Origin of the sequence: Gordonia hirsuta DSM 44140 = NBRC 16056 (assembly GCF_000333015.1) — a bacterium.
GTDB classification, from domain to species: Bacteria; Actinomycetota; Actinomycetes; order Mycobacteriales; family Mycobacteriaceae; genus Gordonia; species Gordonia hirsuta.
In genome coordinates this window covers 16,564-34,996 of record NZ_BANT01000002.1, presented here as the reverse complement: position 1 = coordinate 34,996, position 18,433 = coordinate 16,564, and the positions used below count along the sequence as shown (strand labels likewise).

Sequence of the window (18,433 nt, the reverse complement as noted above, 5' to 3'; positions counted from 1 at the left end):
CCATCGACTCGCGCCCAGCTCGATGCTCTCGCCCGTATCTCCCGAGAATCATCTTTCTCGAACACTTGTTCTTGTCATTAGTGAGTTGTATCCTGGCATCAGGGATGGATTCGACCCGGTGGCCGCATCGGATCGATCCTCGCCCGCAAGATGTGCCGGGCCGCGGTCTGACGCGATGTGTTGTTTGAGAACTTCATATTTCCGGCACCCCCGAGGGTGGCCGCCCCTCCGCTGCCCCGAACGACAGGCCGGGCACGGAGACTCCGGAGATGCTCCCCTCATCTCCGGCGCGGCCACCCTCTCGGGGTGGACGATAACCTGCTGCCCGTACGCTTGCCCCGTGAGTGTCAAGCGATACGTAGCACTGGGCGACTCGTTCACCGAGGGTGTAGGTGATATCGCCTCCGATCTTCCCAACGGCGTCCGAGGCTGGGCCGACCGGGTGGCCGAGGTCCTCGCCGCGGACTCGCCCGGTTTCGAATACGCGAACCTGGCCATCCGCGGCCGCAAACTCAAGGCGATCGTCGACGAGCAACTGGCCCCAGCGCTGGCGATGCGCCCCGACCTGGTGACCATTCACGCCGGCGGCAACGACCTGCTGCGACTGCGGGTCGACATCGACGACCTACTCTCCTACTACGACGATGCCATCACCCGACTGCGCGGCACGGGCGCGACCGTCGTCCTGTTCACCCCCCACGATCCGGGCAGCGCACCGGTCTTCGGCGCCTTGCGGGGACGGTTCGCCATCCTCGCCGAAGGAGTGCGCGCGATCGCCGACCGCCACCAGGCCACACTGGTCGACTACTGGCGGATCCGCGATTACGACGATCCCCGACTATGGGATTTCGATCGTCTGCACATGTCCGCGGCCGGCCACCAGCGAATGGCGATGGCCGTGCTTGACGCGCTCGGAATCGACCACACGCTCGCACCGCTGCCGCTGCCCGCACGGCCGCAGTTGTCGACGGCGCAGTCACGCAGAGCAGATCTGGCCTGGGCGCGCGGTTTTCTTGCTCCGTGGCTGGGCCGGCGCCTGCGCGGGGTCTCCTCGGGAGACGGTCTGCACCCGCGGTACGGCCGCCCGACCCCCGTCCAAGCGATCACGGCCGAAGGCTAGCGACTCAGACGCTTTCCAGCCGGTGCCACGACCACCAGGCCAGCAGGATCGCCAGCACCGACCCCACCGAGGCCAGCGACTGGGCCGCCAGATAGACGTTGTACTCGGCGACCGAACCGGGCTCCTGCCCCATGCCAACCACACCCAGGGCGATGCCGATCGCCCCCATGGCCACCACGTAGAGCGTCGCCAGCACGATCAGGACCGTCCGTACCGGAGCCTTCCGGTCCGCCGGAACTGCCTGCACCTGCCCGGTACGCACCAGGACCAACGCGGCGATCGAGGCCGCCGCCAAGGCGATCGCATCGGCGCCGATCGTATCGGAGAGCCGGTGCCACCGGGCAACCACCGTGTACGCCCCGACACCCACGGTCCAGCTCATCACCACCAGCATCGCCAGCGTGCGCCACCGCCACGACACCACGATCAGCGACGCGCAGGCAACACTCATCGCGACCGTGGTGTGCCCGCTCGGAAAACTGTTGTGCTGCCAGTACTCCGGAGCCTCGACCAACGGCGGACGCGTGAGCACCACCCGTTTGAGCACCTCGGCCACCATCACGGCGCCAGCGACCACTGCCACGGCGATGGCTGCCAGCCGCAGGCCGCCGCGCAGCCAGCCGATGATGGCCAGGATCGCCACCGCGACACCCAGACTGCTGACGGTGAAGGTCGCCAGCGCCTGATCGGCACCGGCCAGTTCATCGGCATTGACCTGCCGAGCACCGCTGAGGGCCTGATTCTCCACACGCTGCCCGGTGGGTGTGCGGACCGCGGCCAGATAGACCGCGACCAGCACGAGCAGCGAACCGATGGTCAGCCCCCACCAGCGGGCGACGCCGACCGGAGGCGGCACGCTCATGCCTTCTCGATGTCGACGCTGATACCGTCGCCCAGTTCGATCACCCCGGCCTCGGCCGCCTCGGCGTCGACGACGCGGAAGTCGGTCGCCAGCACCTCACCGGCGATCAGGTCGGCGTGCGTGCGCGCGCTGCCGGCACAGTCCGCCGGCACCACGAACCGCACGACGATCCGGTCGGAGATGTCCAGTCCCAGCTTGCGGCGCGCATCCTGGAGTTCACGGATGCGGTCCTTGGCCCAGCCTTCGGCCTCCAGTTCCGGGGTCACCGTGGTGTCCAGGACGACCAGTCCGCCGCCGTCGGGCAGCTCTCCGGTCGAGTCGGGTGCGGTCGCGACCAGCTTGCGGGTGAACTCCTCGCCGCGCAGTTCGATACCGTCGGCGATCACCACCGGTTCCCCGGTCTGTTCGTCGGCACCCATCTCCCAGTCGCCCGCCTTGACCGCCTTGATCACTCGCTGCACGTCCTTGCCGATACGCGGTCCGGCGGCACGCGCGTTGACCGCGACCTCGATGCGGCCGTGGGTCTCCACATCGGTGCTCAACTCGACGTTCTTGACGTTCATCTCGTCGGCGATCAGTCCGGTGTAGGGCGCCAGCGCTGCAGCATCCGGCGAAGCCACCGTCAGGGTGGCCAGCGGCAGCCGCACCCGCAGTTTGTTGGCCTTGCGGACGCTGGAGGCCACCGAGCACACCGACTGGACGGTGTCCATCGCCGCGACCAACTCCGGATCGGCCGGCAGTTCGTCGGCGGCAGGCCAGTCCGTCAGGTGCACCGAGCGCTCACCGGTCAGACCGCGCCACATCGCCTCGGTGGTCAGCGGCAGCAGCGGTGCAGCCAGGCGGGCCGCCACCTCCAGCACGGTGTACAGGGTGTCGAAGGCATCGGGTTCGGCGTCTTGGCCGGCCCAGAACCGGGCGCGGGACCGTCGGACATACCAGTTGGTCAGCGCATCGCAGAAGCCGCGGAAACTCTCGGTGGCTCCGGCGATGTCGTAGACGTCTAGCGCAGCGGTGATCTCGTCGCGGGTGACGGCGAGTTTAGCCAGGATGTACCGGTCGAGCACATGCGTCGAGTCGGTGCGCCAGGTGGCCGGCCGCTCGGCGTAGAGCTGCAGGAAGCTGTAGGCGTTCCACAGCGGCAGCAGCGCCTGCCGGACGCCCTCGCGGATGCCCTCCTCGGTCACCACCAGGTTGCCACCGCGCAGGATGGGGCTGGCCATCAGGAACCAGCGCATCGCATCGGAGCCGTCGCGGTCGAAGACCTCGTTGACATCGGGGTAGTTGCGCTTGGATTTGCTCATCTTCTGGCCGTCATCGCCGAGCACGATGCCGTGTGCGGCGACGGTCTTGAAGGCCGGGCGGTCGAACAGCGCGGTCGCCAGCACGTGCAGGTTGTAGAACCAGCCGCGGGTCTGACCGTTGTATTCGACGATGAAGTCACCCGGGTTGTGCGGTTCTTCGCCGTTGCCGCCGTCGAACCAGTCGGTGTTCTCGAACGGATAGTGCACCTGGGCGAACGGCATCGACCCCGATTCGAACCAGCAGTCCAGGACCTCCGGGACGCGGCGCATCATCGACTTGCCGGTCGGATCGTCCGGGTTGGGCCGTACCAGCTCGTCGATCGCCGGACGGTGCAGGTTGTCCGGACGCACCCCGAAGTCCTCTTCGAGCTGGTCGAAGCTGCCGTAGACATCGATCCGCGGGTATTCGGGGTCATCGGAAATCCAGACCGGGATCGGGGCACCCCAATAGCGGTTACGGCTGATGTTCCAGTCCCGCGCGCCCTCGAGCCACTTGCCGAACTGGCCGTCCCGGATGTGCGCCGGCGACCAGGTGATCTGCTGGTTCAGCTCCAGCATGCGGGGTTTGATGGCACCCACATCGACGAACCAGGAGGGAACCGCCATGTAGATCAGCGGCTGACCCGAGCGCCACGAATGCGGATAGGAGTGCTCGATGGTCTCGTGCCGCAGCACCCGACCGGCCGATTTGAGGTCCTTGATGATGTTCGGATTGGCGTCGAACACCATCTGGCCCTGGTAGTCGGGCACCTGCTCGGTGAACCGGCCGCCCGGATCCAGTGGCTGCACCACCTCGATACCGTTGGCCGCGGCGACCTCCATATCCTCCTCACCGAAGGCCGGTGCCAGATGCACCACCCCGGTGCCGCTGTCGGTGGTGACATAGTCGGCGGTCAGGATGCGATGGGCGTTCGGGTGCCCGGCGAAATAGTCGAACGGCGGCACATAGCCCAGCCCGGCCAGATCGGCGCCGGTGTAGGTCGCCACGGTCTCGGGCTCGCCGAATTCGCGGGCGTAGGCACCGACCAGCGCGGTAGCCAGCAGGTATTGCTTGCCGTCGGCGGTCGTGATGTGCGAATACTCGGTGTCCGGGTGCACCGCGATCGCCAGGTTCGACGGCAGCGTCCACGGCGTCGTCGTCCAGATCAGCGCATCGACGCCGTCGAGCGGGGACCCCGGTGCCACCAGCGGCATAGTGACCGTGAGCGCCGGATCCTGCCGCATCTTGTAGGCGTCGTCGAGCTTGGCCTCCTGATTGCTCAGCGGCGTCTGCTCATACCAGGAGTACGGCAGCACCCGGTAGCCCTGGTAGATCAGTCCCTTGTCGTAGAGCCGTTTGAACGCCCACATGACCGACTCCATGAAGTCCAGGTCCAGGGTCTTGTAGTCGTTGTCGAAATCGACCCAGCGCGCCTGCCGCGTCACATAGCTGCGCCATTCCCCGGTGTAGCGCAGCACCGAGTCGCGGCAGTAGTTGTTGAACTTTTCCACGCCCATGATCTCGATCTGGGACTTGTCGGTGATACCCAGCTGCCGCTCGGCCTCGAGTTCGGCCGGCAGCCCGTGGGTGTCCCAGCCGAAGCGGCGCTCTACGCGCTTGCCGCGCATCGTCTGATAGCGGGGGATGATGTCTTTGACGTAGCCGGTCAGCAGGTGACCGTAATGCGGCAGTCCGTTGGCGAACGGCGGTCCGTCGTAGAAGACGAACTCTTCGGCGCCGGCGCGGTTGGCGATCGACGCGGCGAACGTTCCGTCGCTCTCCCAGAAGTCCAGGACCCGCTCTTCAACCTGAGGGAACGAGGGTGCCCCCGGTCCGCGTCCGCCGGTCAGATCGACCAGTGGGTAGACGCGGGGATGCGACGACGAGGTGCTCTCCTCACCGGACACGGCCTCAAGATTCTGGGTCATCAACGCACTCCTCGTGCCTCGCACGCCGACTCTGGGCCGGCTCCTCGGCACGGGGACGCGGCCGCCGTTCTGGCATATCCGCGCGGTACCACCCCGCTTGCCCCGCTGCGGTCCGGCTGTCCCGGATCGCGCGGTGCCTCTCGGTGAAGATCTGCGGTGTCCCGCGGTCTTCGGCGGCGGTGTCGGGCCGCACCCGCCCGGTTCTACTGAGGTCTGCGCGCAGTGCTGCGCAGACAGACCCGTTCTTCCAGGAGCTCCCCGGTGATAGCCGGATCGACGCTGTGTTCTCGCGGCTAGAGTCTACTCGTCGGGATTGACGATGGCGATCTTGGGCAGCGGACCGGTGTGATCGTGCACGACGATGCTGTCGCTGTCCAGTTCCGACGCCGGCTTCGGGGCGGTGATCCGTCCCCGTCGCTGCGCTCCACGCATCTCAGGCGTTGCGACATCCTCACCGGGCCCGGCGACGTTCTGAGTCCCGGTGTCGTGAGCCCCGACGTCCTGAGCCCCGGTGTCCTGAGCCCCGACGTCCTGAGCCCTGGCGTTCTGAGATTCGGCGGGCGGCACGTCGACGGGTGCGGCCACGGGCTCCTCACCGGCAATCGGCCGGTCCGCGGCCGCCTCTTCCGAGAGCGCAGCCTGCTCGTCGGCGCTGCGACGGCGGCGGCCGACATAGGGCGAGCTGGCCCGGATCGGGCCGGTGTCGGGACCGCGGTCCCAACTCGGCGCGGCAGTCTGTTCGGCCGCCTCGGCTTCGGGCCCGGGCACCGGCGGCGCCGAGACCGGCCATGCGCCCGATGTCGGTGCCTGGACCGGGAACGAACCGGTGATCGACTTGATGTAGTCGCTGGCATCGCCGGTGACCATCGGCACGTCCGCGGCCGTGACGGCCGAGGTGTCCACCAGACCGCCGAGCCCGCTCACCGACGTGTCGGTCTGGTCGTGGCCCGGACTCTCGACGCCGCCGGCCTCGGGGAACTCCGGCGCTCGGCCGGCGAACTGTCCGGATCCGGGTTCGGCACCGGCGGCGCCGTCGGGGATCGCGGCGTCGTCGGGCCTGCTGGCGTCCGGACCGGCAGGTGCCTGCGCCGACGTGTCCGGATCGCTCAGCAGCGGCTCGGGCCGGCTCGCCGGGGCCTGATCACGGATCGTGAACAGCGGAGGATCGTCGATGCCGGCCTCCCCGCGGCGTCCGGCCCGCAGGGTATCGACCAGGAGCATCCCCAGTCCGACGACGCACACGATGACACAGGCCACCGCCAGCCAGAAGCTACTGGTGATCAGCGCGATCACCAACAGCGCGAAACCGATCAAGGTCGTAGCCAGTGCCAAGGTCAGCATCGCCGGCCCTCTATCCCCTATTTCGAATGATCGATTACTGCTGCGGGTAACCCTCGGCGGAGTAACCCTGCTCCACCGGGGCCGCACTACCGTGCTGCTGCAGTTCTTCCAGCTGCGATTCCAGGTAGGTCTTCAAGCGGGTCCGGTACTCACGCTCGAAGGTCTTCAGCTGGGCGATCCGCGCCTCCAGCACACTGCGCTGCTGGTTGATGGTCGACATGATCTCCGAGTGCTTCTGCTCGGCGTCACGCTGCAGGAAGTCTGCTCGCTCCTGGGCCTGACGGACCTGGGTCTCGGCGCGGGTCTGCGCGTCGGCCAACAGGGCCTCGGCGCGCTGATGCGAGTCGTTCAGCGTGGCATCGGCAGAGGCCTGCGCCTCGGCTACCATCGCGTCGCTACGCTGGCGCGCGTCGTTGAGCAGTGCCTCGGCCTCCCCGCGAGCGGCACCGGTGACGCGATCGGCGGTGTCCTGCGCCATCGCGAGCACGCGTGCGGCACGGATCGACGCGTCCTCGTCCATCGGTGCCGGAGCGGCGGCCGGGACCGGAACGGGCACCGGAGCCGCTTCGGGAGCGGGCTCGGGGGTGGCGAAGACCTGGGTCGCCTCGCCGCCGCCGACCGGCGCACCGGAGCGCAGGGCTGCGACCTCGGCCTCCAGATCGGCATTGCGCTGCTTCAGCTCAGCGTTCTCGTCGATCAGCGTCGCGAGCTCGTTCTCGACGAAATCAAGGAACTGATCGACCTCGTCCTCGTTGTAACCGCGCTTTCCGATCGGCGGTTTGCTGAACGCGACATTGTGCACATCAGCTGGTGTCAGCCGCATTGCGGTATCCCCTTTGGTTCCTTGAGCGAGTCCGTCGAAACACTCTGGTCGTTAGTCTTCCCACCGGCGACAGGCCGGTCGCAGTTCTATTAATACCAGTAGCACTGCGTAACTAGCGTGTCATCTTGTCACATCAGGACCAAGTTCTGTTGCGCGGATGAGGCCGCTTCGCAACCGAAACTCTGTCTTCCGATGCTCAGCGAGCTCACTTCCACCGCCCGCAGACAAGGGTCCGACAAGCCTGCGACCTGGACCGACTCAACCCAGGAGCAGACTCCCGCCGACCGAGACGGGCGCCAGACTCTGCGCGTAGGCCTGTGCGATACGCATACCGATCGTCACAACGATCAACACCAGAAACAATGACAAGTCCAGTCGCACCGCCCCCAGATCGACCGGTTTGAGGATCCGGCGCAGCGCCTTCAGCGGCGGATCGGTGAGGGTGAAGATCACTTCCATCACCACCACCACGAAGCCGCGCGGACGCCAGTGCCGCGATAGAGACTGCACGAACTCGGCCACCAGGCGCGCCAGCAGCAACACCCAGTAGAGGAAGAGGATCAGGTAGAGGATCCAGAGGAAAGTGCCCACGTGTCTACAGTGCCACGAAAGGCGCCGGACGCATCCGGCGCCTCCTCGTGGAATACCTCTCAGCTCTGGTTGTGGAACCCGGATTCGGCCAGACGACGACGATCCTCGGCACCGACCTCGACACCGGCCGGCGACAGCAGGAAGACCTTCGTCGCGACCTTGTCGAACGATCCGCGCAGCGCGAAGACCAAACCCGCCGCGAAATCGACCATGCGCTTGGCGTCGTCGTTGTTCATGTCGACCAGGTCCATGATGACCGGGCTGCCGTCGCGGAAGCGTTCACCGATGGTGCGGGCCTCGGAGTAGTCGGCCGGGCGCAGGGTGGTGATGCGGCTGGCGCCGTCGGCGGCGGGTTCGGGCCGGACCTCCGGGGCCAGGGCATTGGCCCCGCGCACCGGCGCCATGGCGCCGCGCGTGGAGACGTTGGCACTGCGCGAGAGCGGCTCGAGACGGTTACGGGCCGGAGCCATCGGGGCGTGCTCGGCCTCCACGTGCATGACGCGCTCGGCGTAGACCTGCTCGCCGTCGCCGCGGACGCCGTAGGCCACCTCGGCGTAGTCAGCCTCGTAGGGCTCGTCGTCGTAGTAGGGCTCGGCCGGTCCGGGGGTACGGTACCGCTCCATGTACAGCCGCTCGCGCGCGCTCATTGCACCGTCATCACGGCGACCGACCGGGCCGCGGTGCCCGCCCTGACGGGCATCGCCGTATCCGTCCACCTCAGCCGGATCGGCCAGGTAGTCGTCCTCGTACTCACTAGGAGGCACCATGCCGAAATATGCCTTGAACTTCTGCATCGTCGTCATCGACTCGCCTTCCTGGTGGTAATGATCCAAATGGTTCTGCTGTGACCATTGTGACTACGGTGAGACTAACGGGCGCGGGCCCATGATCGCGGTTCCGACACGCACACAGGTCGATCCGAATTCCACGGCGGTCTCCAGGTCACCGGACATTCCGGAGGAGAGTTCGACCGCTTCGGGGTGATCGCGGCGGAAGTCCTCGGCGATGCGCTGGGCGTGCGCCAGGTGCTCGGCGGCCTGCCCGTGCAGCGGCGCGATCACCATCAGACCGTCCAGCGAGAGCGCCCCGTCGTGGCCCCGGACCTGCTCGGCCAGGGCCGGCAGCTGCTCGGCCACCACTCCCCCGCGCGCCGGGTCGCCATCGAGGCTGATCTGCAACAGCACACCCAGCGGCGTGCTGCGGTGTCCGTCGTCGAGCGCTTTGCTCGCCGCGCTCGCCAGTGCCTCGGTCAACTCGGCAGAGTCCACCGACTGCACGCGCCGTGCCCAGCGCGCGATGGTCCGGGCCTTCTTGCGCTGGACCGAACCGATCATGTCCATGGTGAAGTCGGCCTCGGGCAGTTCCGTGCGCACCTGGGCCACCTTCCGGCCGGCTTCGGGTTCACGATTCTCCCCGAATTCGTCGGCGCCCAGGCGGACCAGCCTTGCCAGATCCTCGGCCGGGAAGAACTTGGTGACGATCATCAGCCGCGCACTGCCCGACGCCCGGCCGGCCGCCGCCTCGGCCGCGGCGATCCGTTCCCGGGTCGCCGTCAGCGCGGCAGCCAGCTCCCGGCTGCGCGAATCCTCGGTCACTGCGCCCTCTCGGCGGTGTCGTCGTCGATCCAGATCACCGAGGCCATCCGCCCGGTCGGCGCGCCGCGCCGATGGCTGAACAGGGCGGTGTCGGAGATGGTGCAGCGCGGATCGATCCACAAACGCTGCACACCGGCGCGTTCGAGTTGCGCGGCGATTCCCACCCGGAGATCCAGTCCGGCCGTCCCGCGCAGCGTCCGGCAGGCGCTGCCGGGCAGATGCCGTTCGACGTCCTGCTGCATCGCCGCGGGCACCTCGTAGCGCTCGCCGGAGGCGGCCGGGCCCAGCCAGGCGCTGATCCGCGCCGCCTCGGCCCCCAGATCGGCCATCGCGGTCAGGACCGCGGGCACGATGTGGTTGCGGGCACCGACCCGGCCCGCGTGCACCGCCGCGATCACCCCCGCTTCGTCGTCGCTGAGCAGCAGCGGCACACAATCGGCGGTCAGCACCGCCAGCGCCAGGCCCGGGGTCGTGGTGACCAGGGCGTCGGTGGCCGGCACCGGCTCGTCCACCGGACCGTCGACGACGGTCACATTGCGGGTATGGAGCTGTTCCATCCAGACCACCCGGTCCGGAGTCAGTCCGATCCCGGCGGCCAGCCGCTGCCGGTTGGCCGCCACGGCCGTCGGATCATCGCCGACATGGTCGCCCAGATTGAACGAATCGTAGGGTGCCGCCGAGACACCTCCGGCACGGGTGGTGACCAGCCGGCGCACCCGGCCGGCCGGAGACGACGCCGCCATCACTTCATGAAGTCGGGGACGTCGACCTCGTCATCGTCGAGCCGGACGGTGTTGCGTCTCGGAGCCCCGCCGTCGGCGAACGGGTCCCCCGCTCGCGTCGGCCGGTCGCCGAAGAGCGGATCGTTGGCCGGCGGCGGAGTGACCTGGCCGGACTTGCCGGATTCGACCGTGCCGGGTGCCCGAGTGGCCGCCGGCGGCGTCTCGACTCGCTTGCGCGGGGCGCCGCCGTCGAACCCGGCCGCGATCACCGTGACCCGGACCTCGTCGCCGAGGTTGTCGTCGATCACCGTGCCGAAGATGATGTTCGCGTCCTCGTGGGCCGCCTCCTGCACCTGGGTGGCCGCGTCGTTGATCTCGAACAGGCCCAGGTCACTGCCGCCGGCGATCGAGATGAGCACGCCACGCGCACCCTCCATCGACGCCTCCAGCAGCGGTGAGTTGATGGCGGCCTCGGCGGCCTTGCGGGCGCGCTCTTCGCCCCGGGAGGCACCGATTCCCATCAGCGCGCTGCCGGCATCGCTCATCACACCCTTGACGTCGGCGAAGTCGACGTTGATCAGCCCCGGCGTGGTGATCAGGTCGGTGATGCCCTGAACACCGTTGAGCAGGACTTCATCGGCGCTGCGGAAGGCATCCATCAGGCTGACCTGTGAATCGCCCAGCTGCAGCAGGCGGTCGTTCGGGATCACGATCAGGGTGTCGCAGGACTCGCGGAGGGCGGCGATGCCCTCGTCGGCCTGATTGCCGCGACGCTTACCCTCGAAGGAGAAGGGGCGCGTCACGACGCCGACGGTCAGCGCGCCGAGCTTACGGGCGATGGCCGCCACGACCGGCGCACCGCCGGTACCGGTGCCACCGCCTTCGCCTGCGGTGACGAACACCATGTCCGCACCCTGCAGCAGGTCCTCGATCTCATCGCGGGCATCCTCGGCGGCCTTGCGGCCGACCTCCGGATTCGCCCCGGCGCCCAGTCCGCGGGTCGACTCCCGCCCGATGTCGAGCTTGACGTCCGCGTCGCTGATCAGCAGCGCCTGCGCGTCGGTGTTGATCGCGATGAATTCGACACCCTTGAGGCCCTGTTCGATCATGCGGTTGACGGCATTGACGCCGCCGCCGCCGATGCCGACGACCTTGATGACGGCGAGGTAGTTGTGAGGGGGCGTCATGATGCTCCTGCTCCGAATCAAACCCTAAAGCTCAACCAAAGGGTTATAGTTATGTCAAGTACCGGTGTTGAGGATGACGCTATTGAGCGCTCCGGCCAGGCGCCAGGAGGCGCGCCGGTGTCGTCCCGAATTTTTCGTCGCTCAGGGCCGGACGGACTACCCGACCGTCCGGACTCAGCTAACGGCCGGGTAGTCCGGGCTGGAGACGTTGTAGACGGTGCCCTGCAGTTTCAGCACATGTCGCAGCGCTTCGGCTTTCTGCTCTCCGCGGTCGGCGTTCCCCCACACCGCGGTACGCCCCTTGGTCAGCCCCAGCTTCACATCGGCCGGCGACGACGCCGAGATCGTCTCCACCAGCGGCCGCAGCCACGGCGGCAGCTCGCCGGCGGCCTTCAGCACCGCGCGGGTCGCCGGATCACCGGGCCCGGGATTGGGCACCTCCAGCAGCGGCAGATCCCGATAAGCGGGATTGGCGGCGGTCGCCTTCTCCATCGCTTCGCGGGAACTGAACTCGATGTAGACCACCCCGGTGCCGTCCATCACGCCCAGCCGGCCGTCGTCCAACTCCAGGACCGCCCGCGGCGTGCGCTCCTGCACATCGATCACCAGGGTCGACGGATACCGACGGTCGACCCGGACGCTGGCGACCGCCGGAATGCGGGCCACCCGCTCGGCGATGGCGGCGGTATCCACCTGCAGCAACGGCTTGCCCAGCGGCACATCGGCGACCGCGAGGATCTCCGCGCGCGGAATCGACGGCGCCAGGACACCCTCGGCAGCGGGATCATCACCGGCCACCGCGCGCCCCTGCACCGTGACGGTCCGGACCGACAGTGTCGACGAATAGTATGCAGTGGCGGCCAGTGCCCCGAGGACCGCAAGTACCACCAGCACACCGAGTAACCGCCACAGTCGCCGCCGCCCCACCCGCCGCAGCTCGGCGTAATCCGGGTCGACCGGCAGCCCGTCGCCGCGTCCGGTCCTCTGCCCGGTCACGAGTCCAGGGCGTCGAGGATGAACGGAACCTGCATGGTGATGTCCCCGGCGCCGATAGTCAGCACCAGATCCCCGGTGCGGGCGCGACCGGCGACCACCTCGGGCAGATCGGTCACCGCGTCGACGAAGACGGCCGGTACCGTCACCGCCTCGGAGATCAGCCGGCCGGTCACCCCCGGCCGGGGCTCTTCGCGGGCGCCGTACACATCAGCGACCACGACCTCGTCGGCCAGACTCAATGCCTGGGCGAACTGGTCGGCGAATTCCTCGGTCCGCGAGTACAGATGCGGCTGGAAGACGGCCAGGACCCGGCCGCCGGTCTCGGTGACCACCCCGCGCGCCGCGGTCAGCACCGCGCGCACCTCGGTCGGATGGTGGGCGTAGTCGTCGTAGACGCGCACACCGGCCACCGACCCCCGGTTCTCGAAACGACGGTGCACCCCGCCGAAGCCGTCGATGCCCTCGAGCACCGTGTCCGGTTCGACGGACTCGGCCACCGCCAGGCAGCCCAGCAGCGCACCGATCGCGTTGAGGGTCATGTGTTCGCCGGGCAGGCTCACCCGCATGGCCCGGTCGGCCGGCTCGGCCGTCACCGGAGGCTGCAACCGGACCTGCGCGACGCTCCCGGTACCGCGGGCGGTGAGCCCGATCAGCTCGCCGGCCAGCCGGACCTGCGGAGCCAGGTCCCGGTGCTCGCCGCGCCCGTAACCGAGGATCTGGATACCGGCCTCGGCGAGGGCGCCGTGGCACCGACCGGCCAGCGCCGCCGCCCCCGGATCGTCCAGGCAGACCACCAGTGCCCCGCCGGGCCGGATCAGGCCGGCGAACTCGTCGAAGACCCGGATGTAGGCGTCTTCTGAGCCGAAGAAGTCCAGGTGATCGGCCTCGATATTGGTCACCACGACCACATCGGGCCGGTATTGCAGCAACGAGCCGTCGCTCTCGTCGGCCTCGGCGACGAAGACCTTCCCGCTGCCGTGGTGGGCGTTGGTGCCCGATTCGTTGAGTTCACCGCCGATCGCGAAGGAGGGGTCGATGCCGCAGTGCTGCAGTGCGACCACCGTCATCGAGGTGGTGGAGGTCTTGCCGTGGGTGCCGGTAATCAGCAGGGTCCGGTAGCCGTCCATCAACTGGGCCAGCACCTGCGGCCGGTACAGGATCGGGATGCCGCGGCGACGTGCCTCGACCAGTTCGGGATTGTCGTCGGGTATCGCGGCCTGGGTGGTCACCACCACGGTGGGTCCGCCGTCCAGCAGATCCAGGGCCGACGGATCATGCCCGATACGGACCTGAGCTCCGCGAGCACGCAGGGCGATCAGGCCGCGGCCGTCGCGGCCGTCGGATCCGGAGACCGCTCCGCCGCGCGCCAGCAGGATGCGGGCCAGTCCGCTCATACCGGCGCCGCCGATCCCGACCATATGCACGCGGGCCAGCTGCGACGGCAGTTGCTCGGTGGGCCCGCTCATCGTCGTTCCTCCTGCGCACGCCGGTACCCGGCCGCCAGTTCCAGTGCGGCGGCCGCAACCGTCTCGGCCGCGTAGCGATGGCCGCTGCCGGTTCCGGCGGCGCTCATCGCCGCCAGCCGCTGGGGCTCGGCGAACAGCGCCGGTACCTGGGAACTGACGTAGTCGGCGGTCAGCTCGGCGTCGTCGACCAGCAGAGCCGCTCCGGCCTCGACCACCGGGAGCGCATTGAATCGCTGTTCGCCGTTGCCGTGCGGCAGCGGAACATAGATGGCCGGCAGTCCGGCCGCGGTCACCTCGGCGACCGTCATCGCCCCCGATCGGCAGATCACCAGATCGGCGGCCGCGTACGCCAGGTCCATCCGGTCGATGTAGGGCAACGCCACATAGGGCGGCGCTCCGGCCGGAGACACCGGGGCGATCGTGTTCTTGGCACCGTGCGCATGCAGGACGCCGATGCCGGCCTGTCCCAGCGCACCGGCTGCTCCGGCTACGGCGGCATTGAGCTGCTGGGCCCCTTGGGAGCCGCCGAAGACCAGCAGCGTCGGCGCGTCCGGGTCCAGGCCGAAGTATTCGCGGGCCTGGGCGCGCAGCGCCGCGCGGTCGAGTTCGGCGATCGCCTGCCGGACGGGCATGCCGACCACCTGCGCCTCGGCGATACCGCAGTCGGGCACGGCGGCCATCACCTTCTCTGCCAGTCGGGCACCGACCTTGTTGGCCACCCCCGCGCTGGCGTTGGCCTCGTGGATCAGCACCGGAATCCGCTTGCCGCGCGCGAGCCGGCCGCGGGCGGCGAGATAGGCCGGGAGCGCGACGTAGCCGCCGAAACCGACGATGACGTCGGCCTCCACCTCGGTCAGCACCTTTCGGGTGGCCCGCACCGCTTTGTCCAGCCGGATCGGGGTCTTGGCCAGATCGGACCCGACCTTCCGCGGCAGCGGGGCCGGCGGGATCATCTCCAGCCGGTAGCCGCGCGCCGGAACCAGCGTGCCTTCGAGCCCCTTCGGGGTTCCCAGCGCGATCACTTGCGCCTGCGGGTCCAGCCGGCGGATCGCATCGGCGACCGCCAGGGCCGGTTCGATGTGTCCGGCGGTGCCTCCACCGGCCACGACGATCGACAGACCGCCGGTGCTCTCGGGGGCCGCTCCGGCCGGTCGGGATTGACTGCTCACCGCTGCCTGTACTCCGTTCCACGCGGCGAGCTCACAGTCCGGTCGCGCCCGGCAGACCGGCGCGGATCGCTGGGGAACCGGGTGCTCGCCTGCCTTGCAGGATAGTGGATCTCATCGGAGACCTGCGCACGCGTCCGCAGCGGCCGACCGGATGCCTCGCGCGGAGGGGGCGCGGGTGTGCGCGCACCGAACGGTCGACGGGGCGCAGCCGCAGACGACGGCGGGTAGCCCCGATCGCGCGGCGCCGGCCGGCGCGCCGTCGACGCCCTCGGCATCGCGGTGCGCGCCCCGCCCGATCCGGGTGCCCAGGACCGTCCGGCAGACGGCGTCCGGGGTGCCTGAGTCCGGCCGGCCGGGATGCGGGCAGCACCGGGGCGCGCCGAGCCCGGCCGCGAAGGTTTCGTACGGTGCGGGGACGGGTCCGGCATGCGTCCGGCTGCACGGCGGCGTCCCAGGCGGTCCAGCGGTTCGCCGGAGTATTTGGGCCGGTACGCCGTCGGCGGCGGCAATTGCAGGGCGCCGGAGAATCTGCTGTGGCGCCGAGTGGCCAGCGCCGCGACCGCTTCGGGTTCGTGCCGGGCCGCACTGGCCAGCAGTCCGAGCATCGTCAGCATCGTCAGCATCGATGTTCCGCCCTGGGACAACAGCGGCAACTGGATGCCGGTCACCGGCAGCAGTCCGACCACGTAGCCGACGTTGATGAACATCTGCGTACAGATCAGCACCGTGATGGTGCCGGTGAGCAGCCGCAGGAACGGATCGGCCGAGCGCAGGGCGATCCGCATGCCGACGTAGCCGAGCAGCAGGAACAGTCCGACCACCGCCAAGCCGCCGACCAGTCCGGTCTCCTCCACCAGGATGGCGAAGATGAAGTCGTTGTGGGCGTTGGGCAGATAGCTCCACTTCGCGGTGCTCTGCCCCAGCCCGACACCGAAGACGCCGCCGTTGGCCAGTGCATACTTGGCCTGCAGCGCCTGATACCCGCCGTCGAGGGGATCGTCGGTGGTGCCCAGGAAGCTGAACACGCGAGCCGCACGGTAATCGGCGCTCAATGCCGCGATCATCGCGGCGGCGGTGATCGCGGCGACGAAAGCCCCGAACACCTTCACCGGCAGCCCGCTGAACCAGAGCAGTGCACCGGTGATGATCGCGATGATCACCGTCGTCGACAGGTTCGGCTCCAGAATGATCAGCACAGACATCAGCGCGGACACCGGAACCAACGGGACCAGCAGCCCCCAGCCCCACGGATTGATGCGCCGCCGCGACGCGAGCACATGCGCACCCCAGATACATAGGGCGAGTTTGGCCAGTTCGGACGGCTGAATGGAGATTCCGCCGACATCGAACCACCGCCGGGCTCCGTCGACCTCGACACCGAGATTGGGCACCAGCACCAGAGCCAGCAGAACGATCGAACCCCACACGAAGGTGGTGGCGATCCGCCGGAAGAACCGGATCGGCAGCCGCAGGACGAGGTAGAAGGCGATCCAGCCGGCGATCGCGAAGATCGTCTGGGTGACGAACGCACCGTAGGCGGACTGGTGCTGCGCGTAGCCCTCGACCGAGGAGGCCGACTGCACCATGATCAAGCCGAACACCGTCAGCACCAGGGCCAGACTCACGACCAGGTGGAATGAGGTGAGCGGGCGTGCCATCAGGGTCCGCACACCGTCACGCGCGGTGGTGAACCAGGCCCGCACGTCCACCGCGGGCATCGCCACATTCAGCGACAACGCCGGCACCGCGGCGCGCGTGGGCCGCGGGCGGGCCGGCGGAGCGGTTCGACGACGCCGCCGGCCGCCGCTCACTGCGGCCGCGTCTTTCACCGGCCGGTCATTCTCGCCGCTCTCGTCGGCCTGGCTGTCCTCCCCGGCCCGGGCGTCCTCGGCGGCCTCACCCTGCTCATCGACGTCGTCGGCGTCATCGAGTTCATCGGTCTCGCTGGTCGCGCCGGAATCGTCTGACTCGCCGGGATCGGCCGCCGGATCGTCGGCGGGTTCAGCCGGCGCGGTCTGGTCCCTCTCGTGCGCGAGGGCCGCCGGGTGCTCGTCCACCGGATCCCCCTCGGCCCCCGCCGTTGCCGTGTCGACGGGTGCGGCGGGGTCGTTCTGCTCGTCGCGCACAGTCACCCGCCCATCGTCCCCTGTGAAGGGTGTGACTACTGGGACCTATGGGGCGTGTCGCGAAAATGTGTCGGCGATCGGCCCGTCGGGCATCAGATTCCCGAGACCCACTCGCCGTAGAACAGTCCCAGACCCAGTGCACACGAGATGGCGGTCAGCAGCCAGAAGCGGATGATCACTGCGGTCTGATCCCAGCCGCCGAGCTCGAAGTGATGGTGGAACGGGGTCATCCGGAAGGGGCGCTTGCCCGTGGTGCGGAAGGAGACGATCTGAATCACCACGCTGATCGCCTCGGCGACGAACAGGGCGCCGATCACGACCATCAGCAGTTCGGTGTGGGTCGTGATCGACAGTCCGGCCACGACGCCGCCCAGTGCCAGCGAGCCGGTGTCGCCCATGAAGATCTTCGCCGGCGCCGCGTTCCACCACAGGAAGCCCAGGCACGCGGCGGCCGCGACCATGGCCACCAGCGCCAGATCGTGCGGATCGCGCACCTGGTAGCAGGCGGCGCTGGCGTCGCTGGCCATATCGCCGATGCCGGCGCGGACATTGTCGCAGGAGTGCTGGTCCTGCCACATCGTGATCAGCACGTAGGTGCCCATCACCATGGCCGTCGAGCCGGCGGCCAGGCCGTCGAGGCCGTCGGTGAAGTTCACCGCATTCGACCACGCGTAGACCACCAGCCAGCAGAACACCACGAAGCCCACACCGGTCAGGGTGATCGCCTCGATATCGCGCACGTAGGACAGGTGTTCGCTGGCCGGTGTACGGCCCTTGTCGTTGCGGAACTGCAGCAGCAGGACGCCGAAGACCACCGCGACCACCAGCTGGGCCAGGGACTTCTGTGTCTTGTTCAGACCCAGGTTCCGATGCCGAGCGAGCTTGATGAAGTCGTCGAGGAATCCGACCAGGCCCAGACCGGTCGCCAGTCCCAGCACAAGCAGACCCGAAGCGGTGGGTCCTCCGTCGCCGCGCACCCAGCTGAAGATGTACGACCCCAGGTAGCCGACCCAGATGGCGATCAGGATCGCCACACCGCCCATCGACGGAGTACCGGCCTTGGCCTGGTGGCTGGCCGGTCCGTCCTGCCGGATCTCCTGGCCCCAGCTCCGCCGGGAGAACTCCCGGATCAGCACGGGCGTCAGCAGAATCGCGACCGCCAACGCGATCGCCCCCGCGATCAGGATCTGAGTCACTGCAAGAATCCTTCGTCGTCTGCCGTCGCC

Annotated in this window: 15 protein-coding genes; 1 reads left to right on the top strand and 14 read right to left on the bottom strand. The window is 68.6% G+C overall.

Going from position 1 to position 18,433, the window contains the following annotated elements; translation table 11 throughout:
- Nucleotides 1-340: 340 nt before the first annotated feature.
- The gene (locus GOHSU_RS00310) at nt 341-1,120 is read left to right on the top strand and encodes an SGNH/GDSL hydrolase family protein (RefSeq protein ID WP_005935099.1); all 780 of its coding nucleotides are present in this window, start codon (nt 341-343) and stop codon (nt 1,118-1,120) included.
- Between the two features lie 4 nt (nt 1,121-1,124).
- Here GOHSU_RS00310 and GOHSU_RS00305 read toward each other — a convergent pair whose 3' ends face one another.
- The 14 genes from GOHSU_RS00305 to mraY form a co-directional block, all read right to left on the bottom strand.
- Nucleotides 1,125-1,982, bottom strand: coding sequence for a phosphatase PAP2 family protein (locus GOHSU_RS00305; RefSeq protein ID WP_005935098.1), 858 nt, complete (start codon nt 1,980-1,982; stop codon nt 1,125-1,127).
- On the bottom strand, nt 1,979-5,191 hold the full coding sequence (gene ileS, locus GOHSU_RS00300; RefSeq protein WP_005935097.1) for an isoleucine--tRNA ligase: 3,213 nt from the start codon (nt 5,189-5,191) through the stop codon (nt 1,979-1,981). The genes GOHSU_RS00305 and ileS overlap by 4 nt, the downstream gene beginning before the upstream one ends.
- Nucleotides 5,192-5,491: 300 nt before the next feature.
- Nucleotides 5,492-6,532 carry a hypothetical protein gene (locus tag GOHSU_RS16145; RefSeq protein ID WP_005935096.1) on the bottom strand — a complete coding sequence of 347 codons (1,041 nt, stop codon included), beginning with the start codon at nt 6,530-6,532 and terminating at the stop codon, nt 5,492-5,494.
- A gap of 34 nt (nt 6,533-6,566) precedes the next feature.
- Nucleotides 6,567-7,355 carry a DivIVA-like cell division protein Wag31 gene (gene wag31, locus GOHSU_RS00290; RefSeq protein ID WP_005935095.1) on the bottom strand — a complete coding sequence of 263 codons (789 nt, stop codon included), beginning with the start codon at nt 7,353-7,355 and terminating at the stop codon, nt 6,567-6,569.
- 258 nt (nt 7,356-7,613) lie between these two features.
- Nucleotides 7,614-7,946 carry a YggT family protein gene (locus tag GOHSU_RS00285; protein WP_005935094.1) on the bottom strand — a complete coding sequence of 111 codons (333 nt, stop codon included), beginning with the start codon at nt 7,944-7,946 and terminating at the stop codon, nt 7,614-7,616.
- Nucleotides 7,947-8,005: 59 nt separating this feature from the next.
- Nucleotides 8,006-8,749 (bottom strand): cell division protein SepF, encoded by a 744-nt coding sequence (locus GOHSU_RS00280; protein ID WP_005935092.1) that lies wholly within the window; start codon nt 8,747-8,749, stop codon nt 8,006-8,008.
- Nucleotides 8,750-8,803: 54 nt separating this feature from the next.
- Nucleotides 8,804-9,541 (bottom strand): alanine racemase, encoded by a 738-nt coding sequence (locus GOHSU_RS00275; RefSeq protein WP_005935091.1) that lies wholly within the window; start codon nt 9,539-9,541, stop codon nt 8,804-8,806.
- A complete protein-coding gene (gene pgeF / locus GOHSU_RS00270; protein WP_005935089.1) occupies nt 9,538-10,284 on the bottom strand; it encodes a peptidoglycan editing factor PgeF in 747 nt (248 codons plus the stop codon). Before pgeF ends, GOHSU_RS00275 begins: the two co-directional genes overlap by 4 nt.
- Nucleotides 10,284-11,450 (bottom strand): cell division protein FtsZ, encoded by a 1,167-nt coding sequence (gene ftsZ / locus GOHSU_RS00265; protein ID WP_005935087.1) that lies wholly within the window; start codon nt 11,448-11,450, stop codon nt 10,284-10,286. The genes pgeF and ftsZ overlap by 1 nt, the downstream gene beginning before the upstream one ends.
- A 174-nt stretch (nt 11,451-11,624) precedes the next feature.
- Nucleotides 11,625-12,446, bottom strand: a complete 822-nt coding sequence (locus tag GOHSU_RS00260; RefSeq protein WP_005935085.1) for a cell division protein FtsQ/DivIB — start codon at nt 12,444-12,446, stop codon at nt 11,625-11,627.
- Nucleotides 12,443-13,912 (bottom strand): UDP-N-acetylmuramate--L-alanine ligase, encoded by a 1,470-nt coding sequence (gene murC, locus GOHSU_RS00255; RefSeq protein WP_005935082.1) that lies wholly within the window; start codon nt 13,910-13,912, stop codon nt 12,443-12,445. Before murC ends, GOHSU_RS00260 begins: the two co-directional genes overlap by 4 nt.
- Nucleotides 13,909-15,081 (bottom strand): undecaprenyldiphospho-muramoylpentapeptide beta-N-acetylglucosaminyltransferase, encoded by a 1,173-nt coding sequence (gene murG, locus GOHSU_RS00250; RefSeq protein WP_005935080.1) that lies wholly within the window; start codon nt 15,079-15,081, stop codon nt 13,909-13,911. The genes murC and murG overlap by 4 nt, the downstream gene beginning before the upstream one ends.
- On the bottom strand, nt 15,078-17,213 hold the full coding sequence (gene ftsW / locus GOHSU_RS00245) for a putative lipid II flippase FtsW (RefSeq protein WP_005935078.1): 2,136 nt from the start codon (nt 17,211-17,213) through the stop codon (nt 15,078-15,080). The genes murG and ftsW overlap by 4 nt, the downstream gene beginning before the upstream one ends.
- 86 nt (nt 17,214-17,299) lie before the next feature.
- Complete coding sequence (gene mraY, locus GOHSU_RS00240; RefSeq protein WP_005935076.1) at nt 17,300-18,403, bottom strand: phospho-N-acetylmuramoyl-pentapeptide-transferase; 1,104 nt, start codon at nt 18,401-18,403, stop codon at nt 17,300-17,302.
- Between the last annotated feature and the right edge of the window lie 30 nt (nt 18,404-18,433).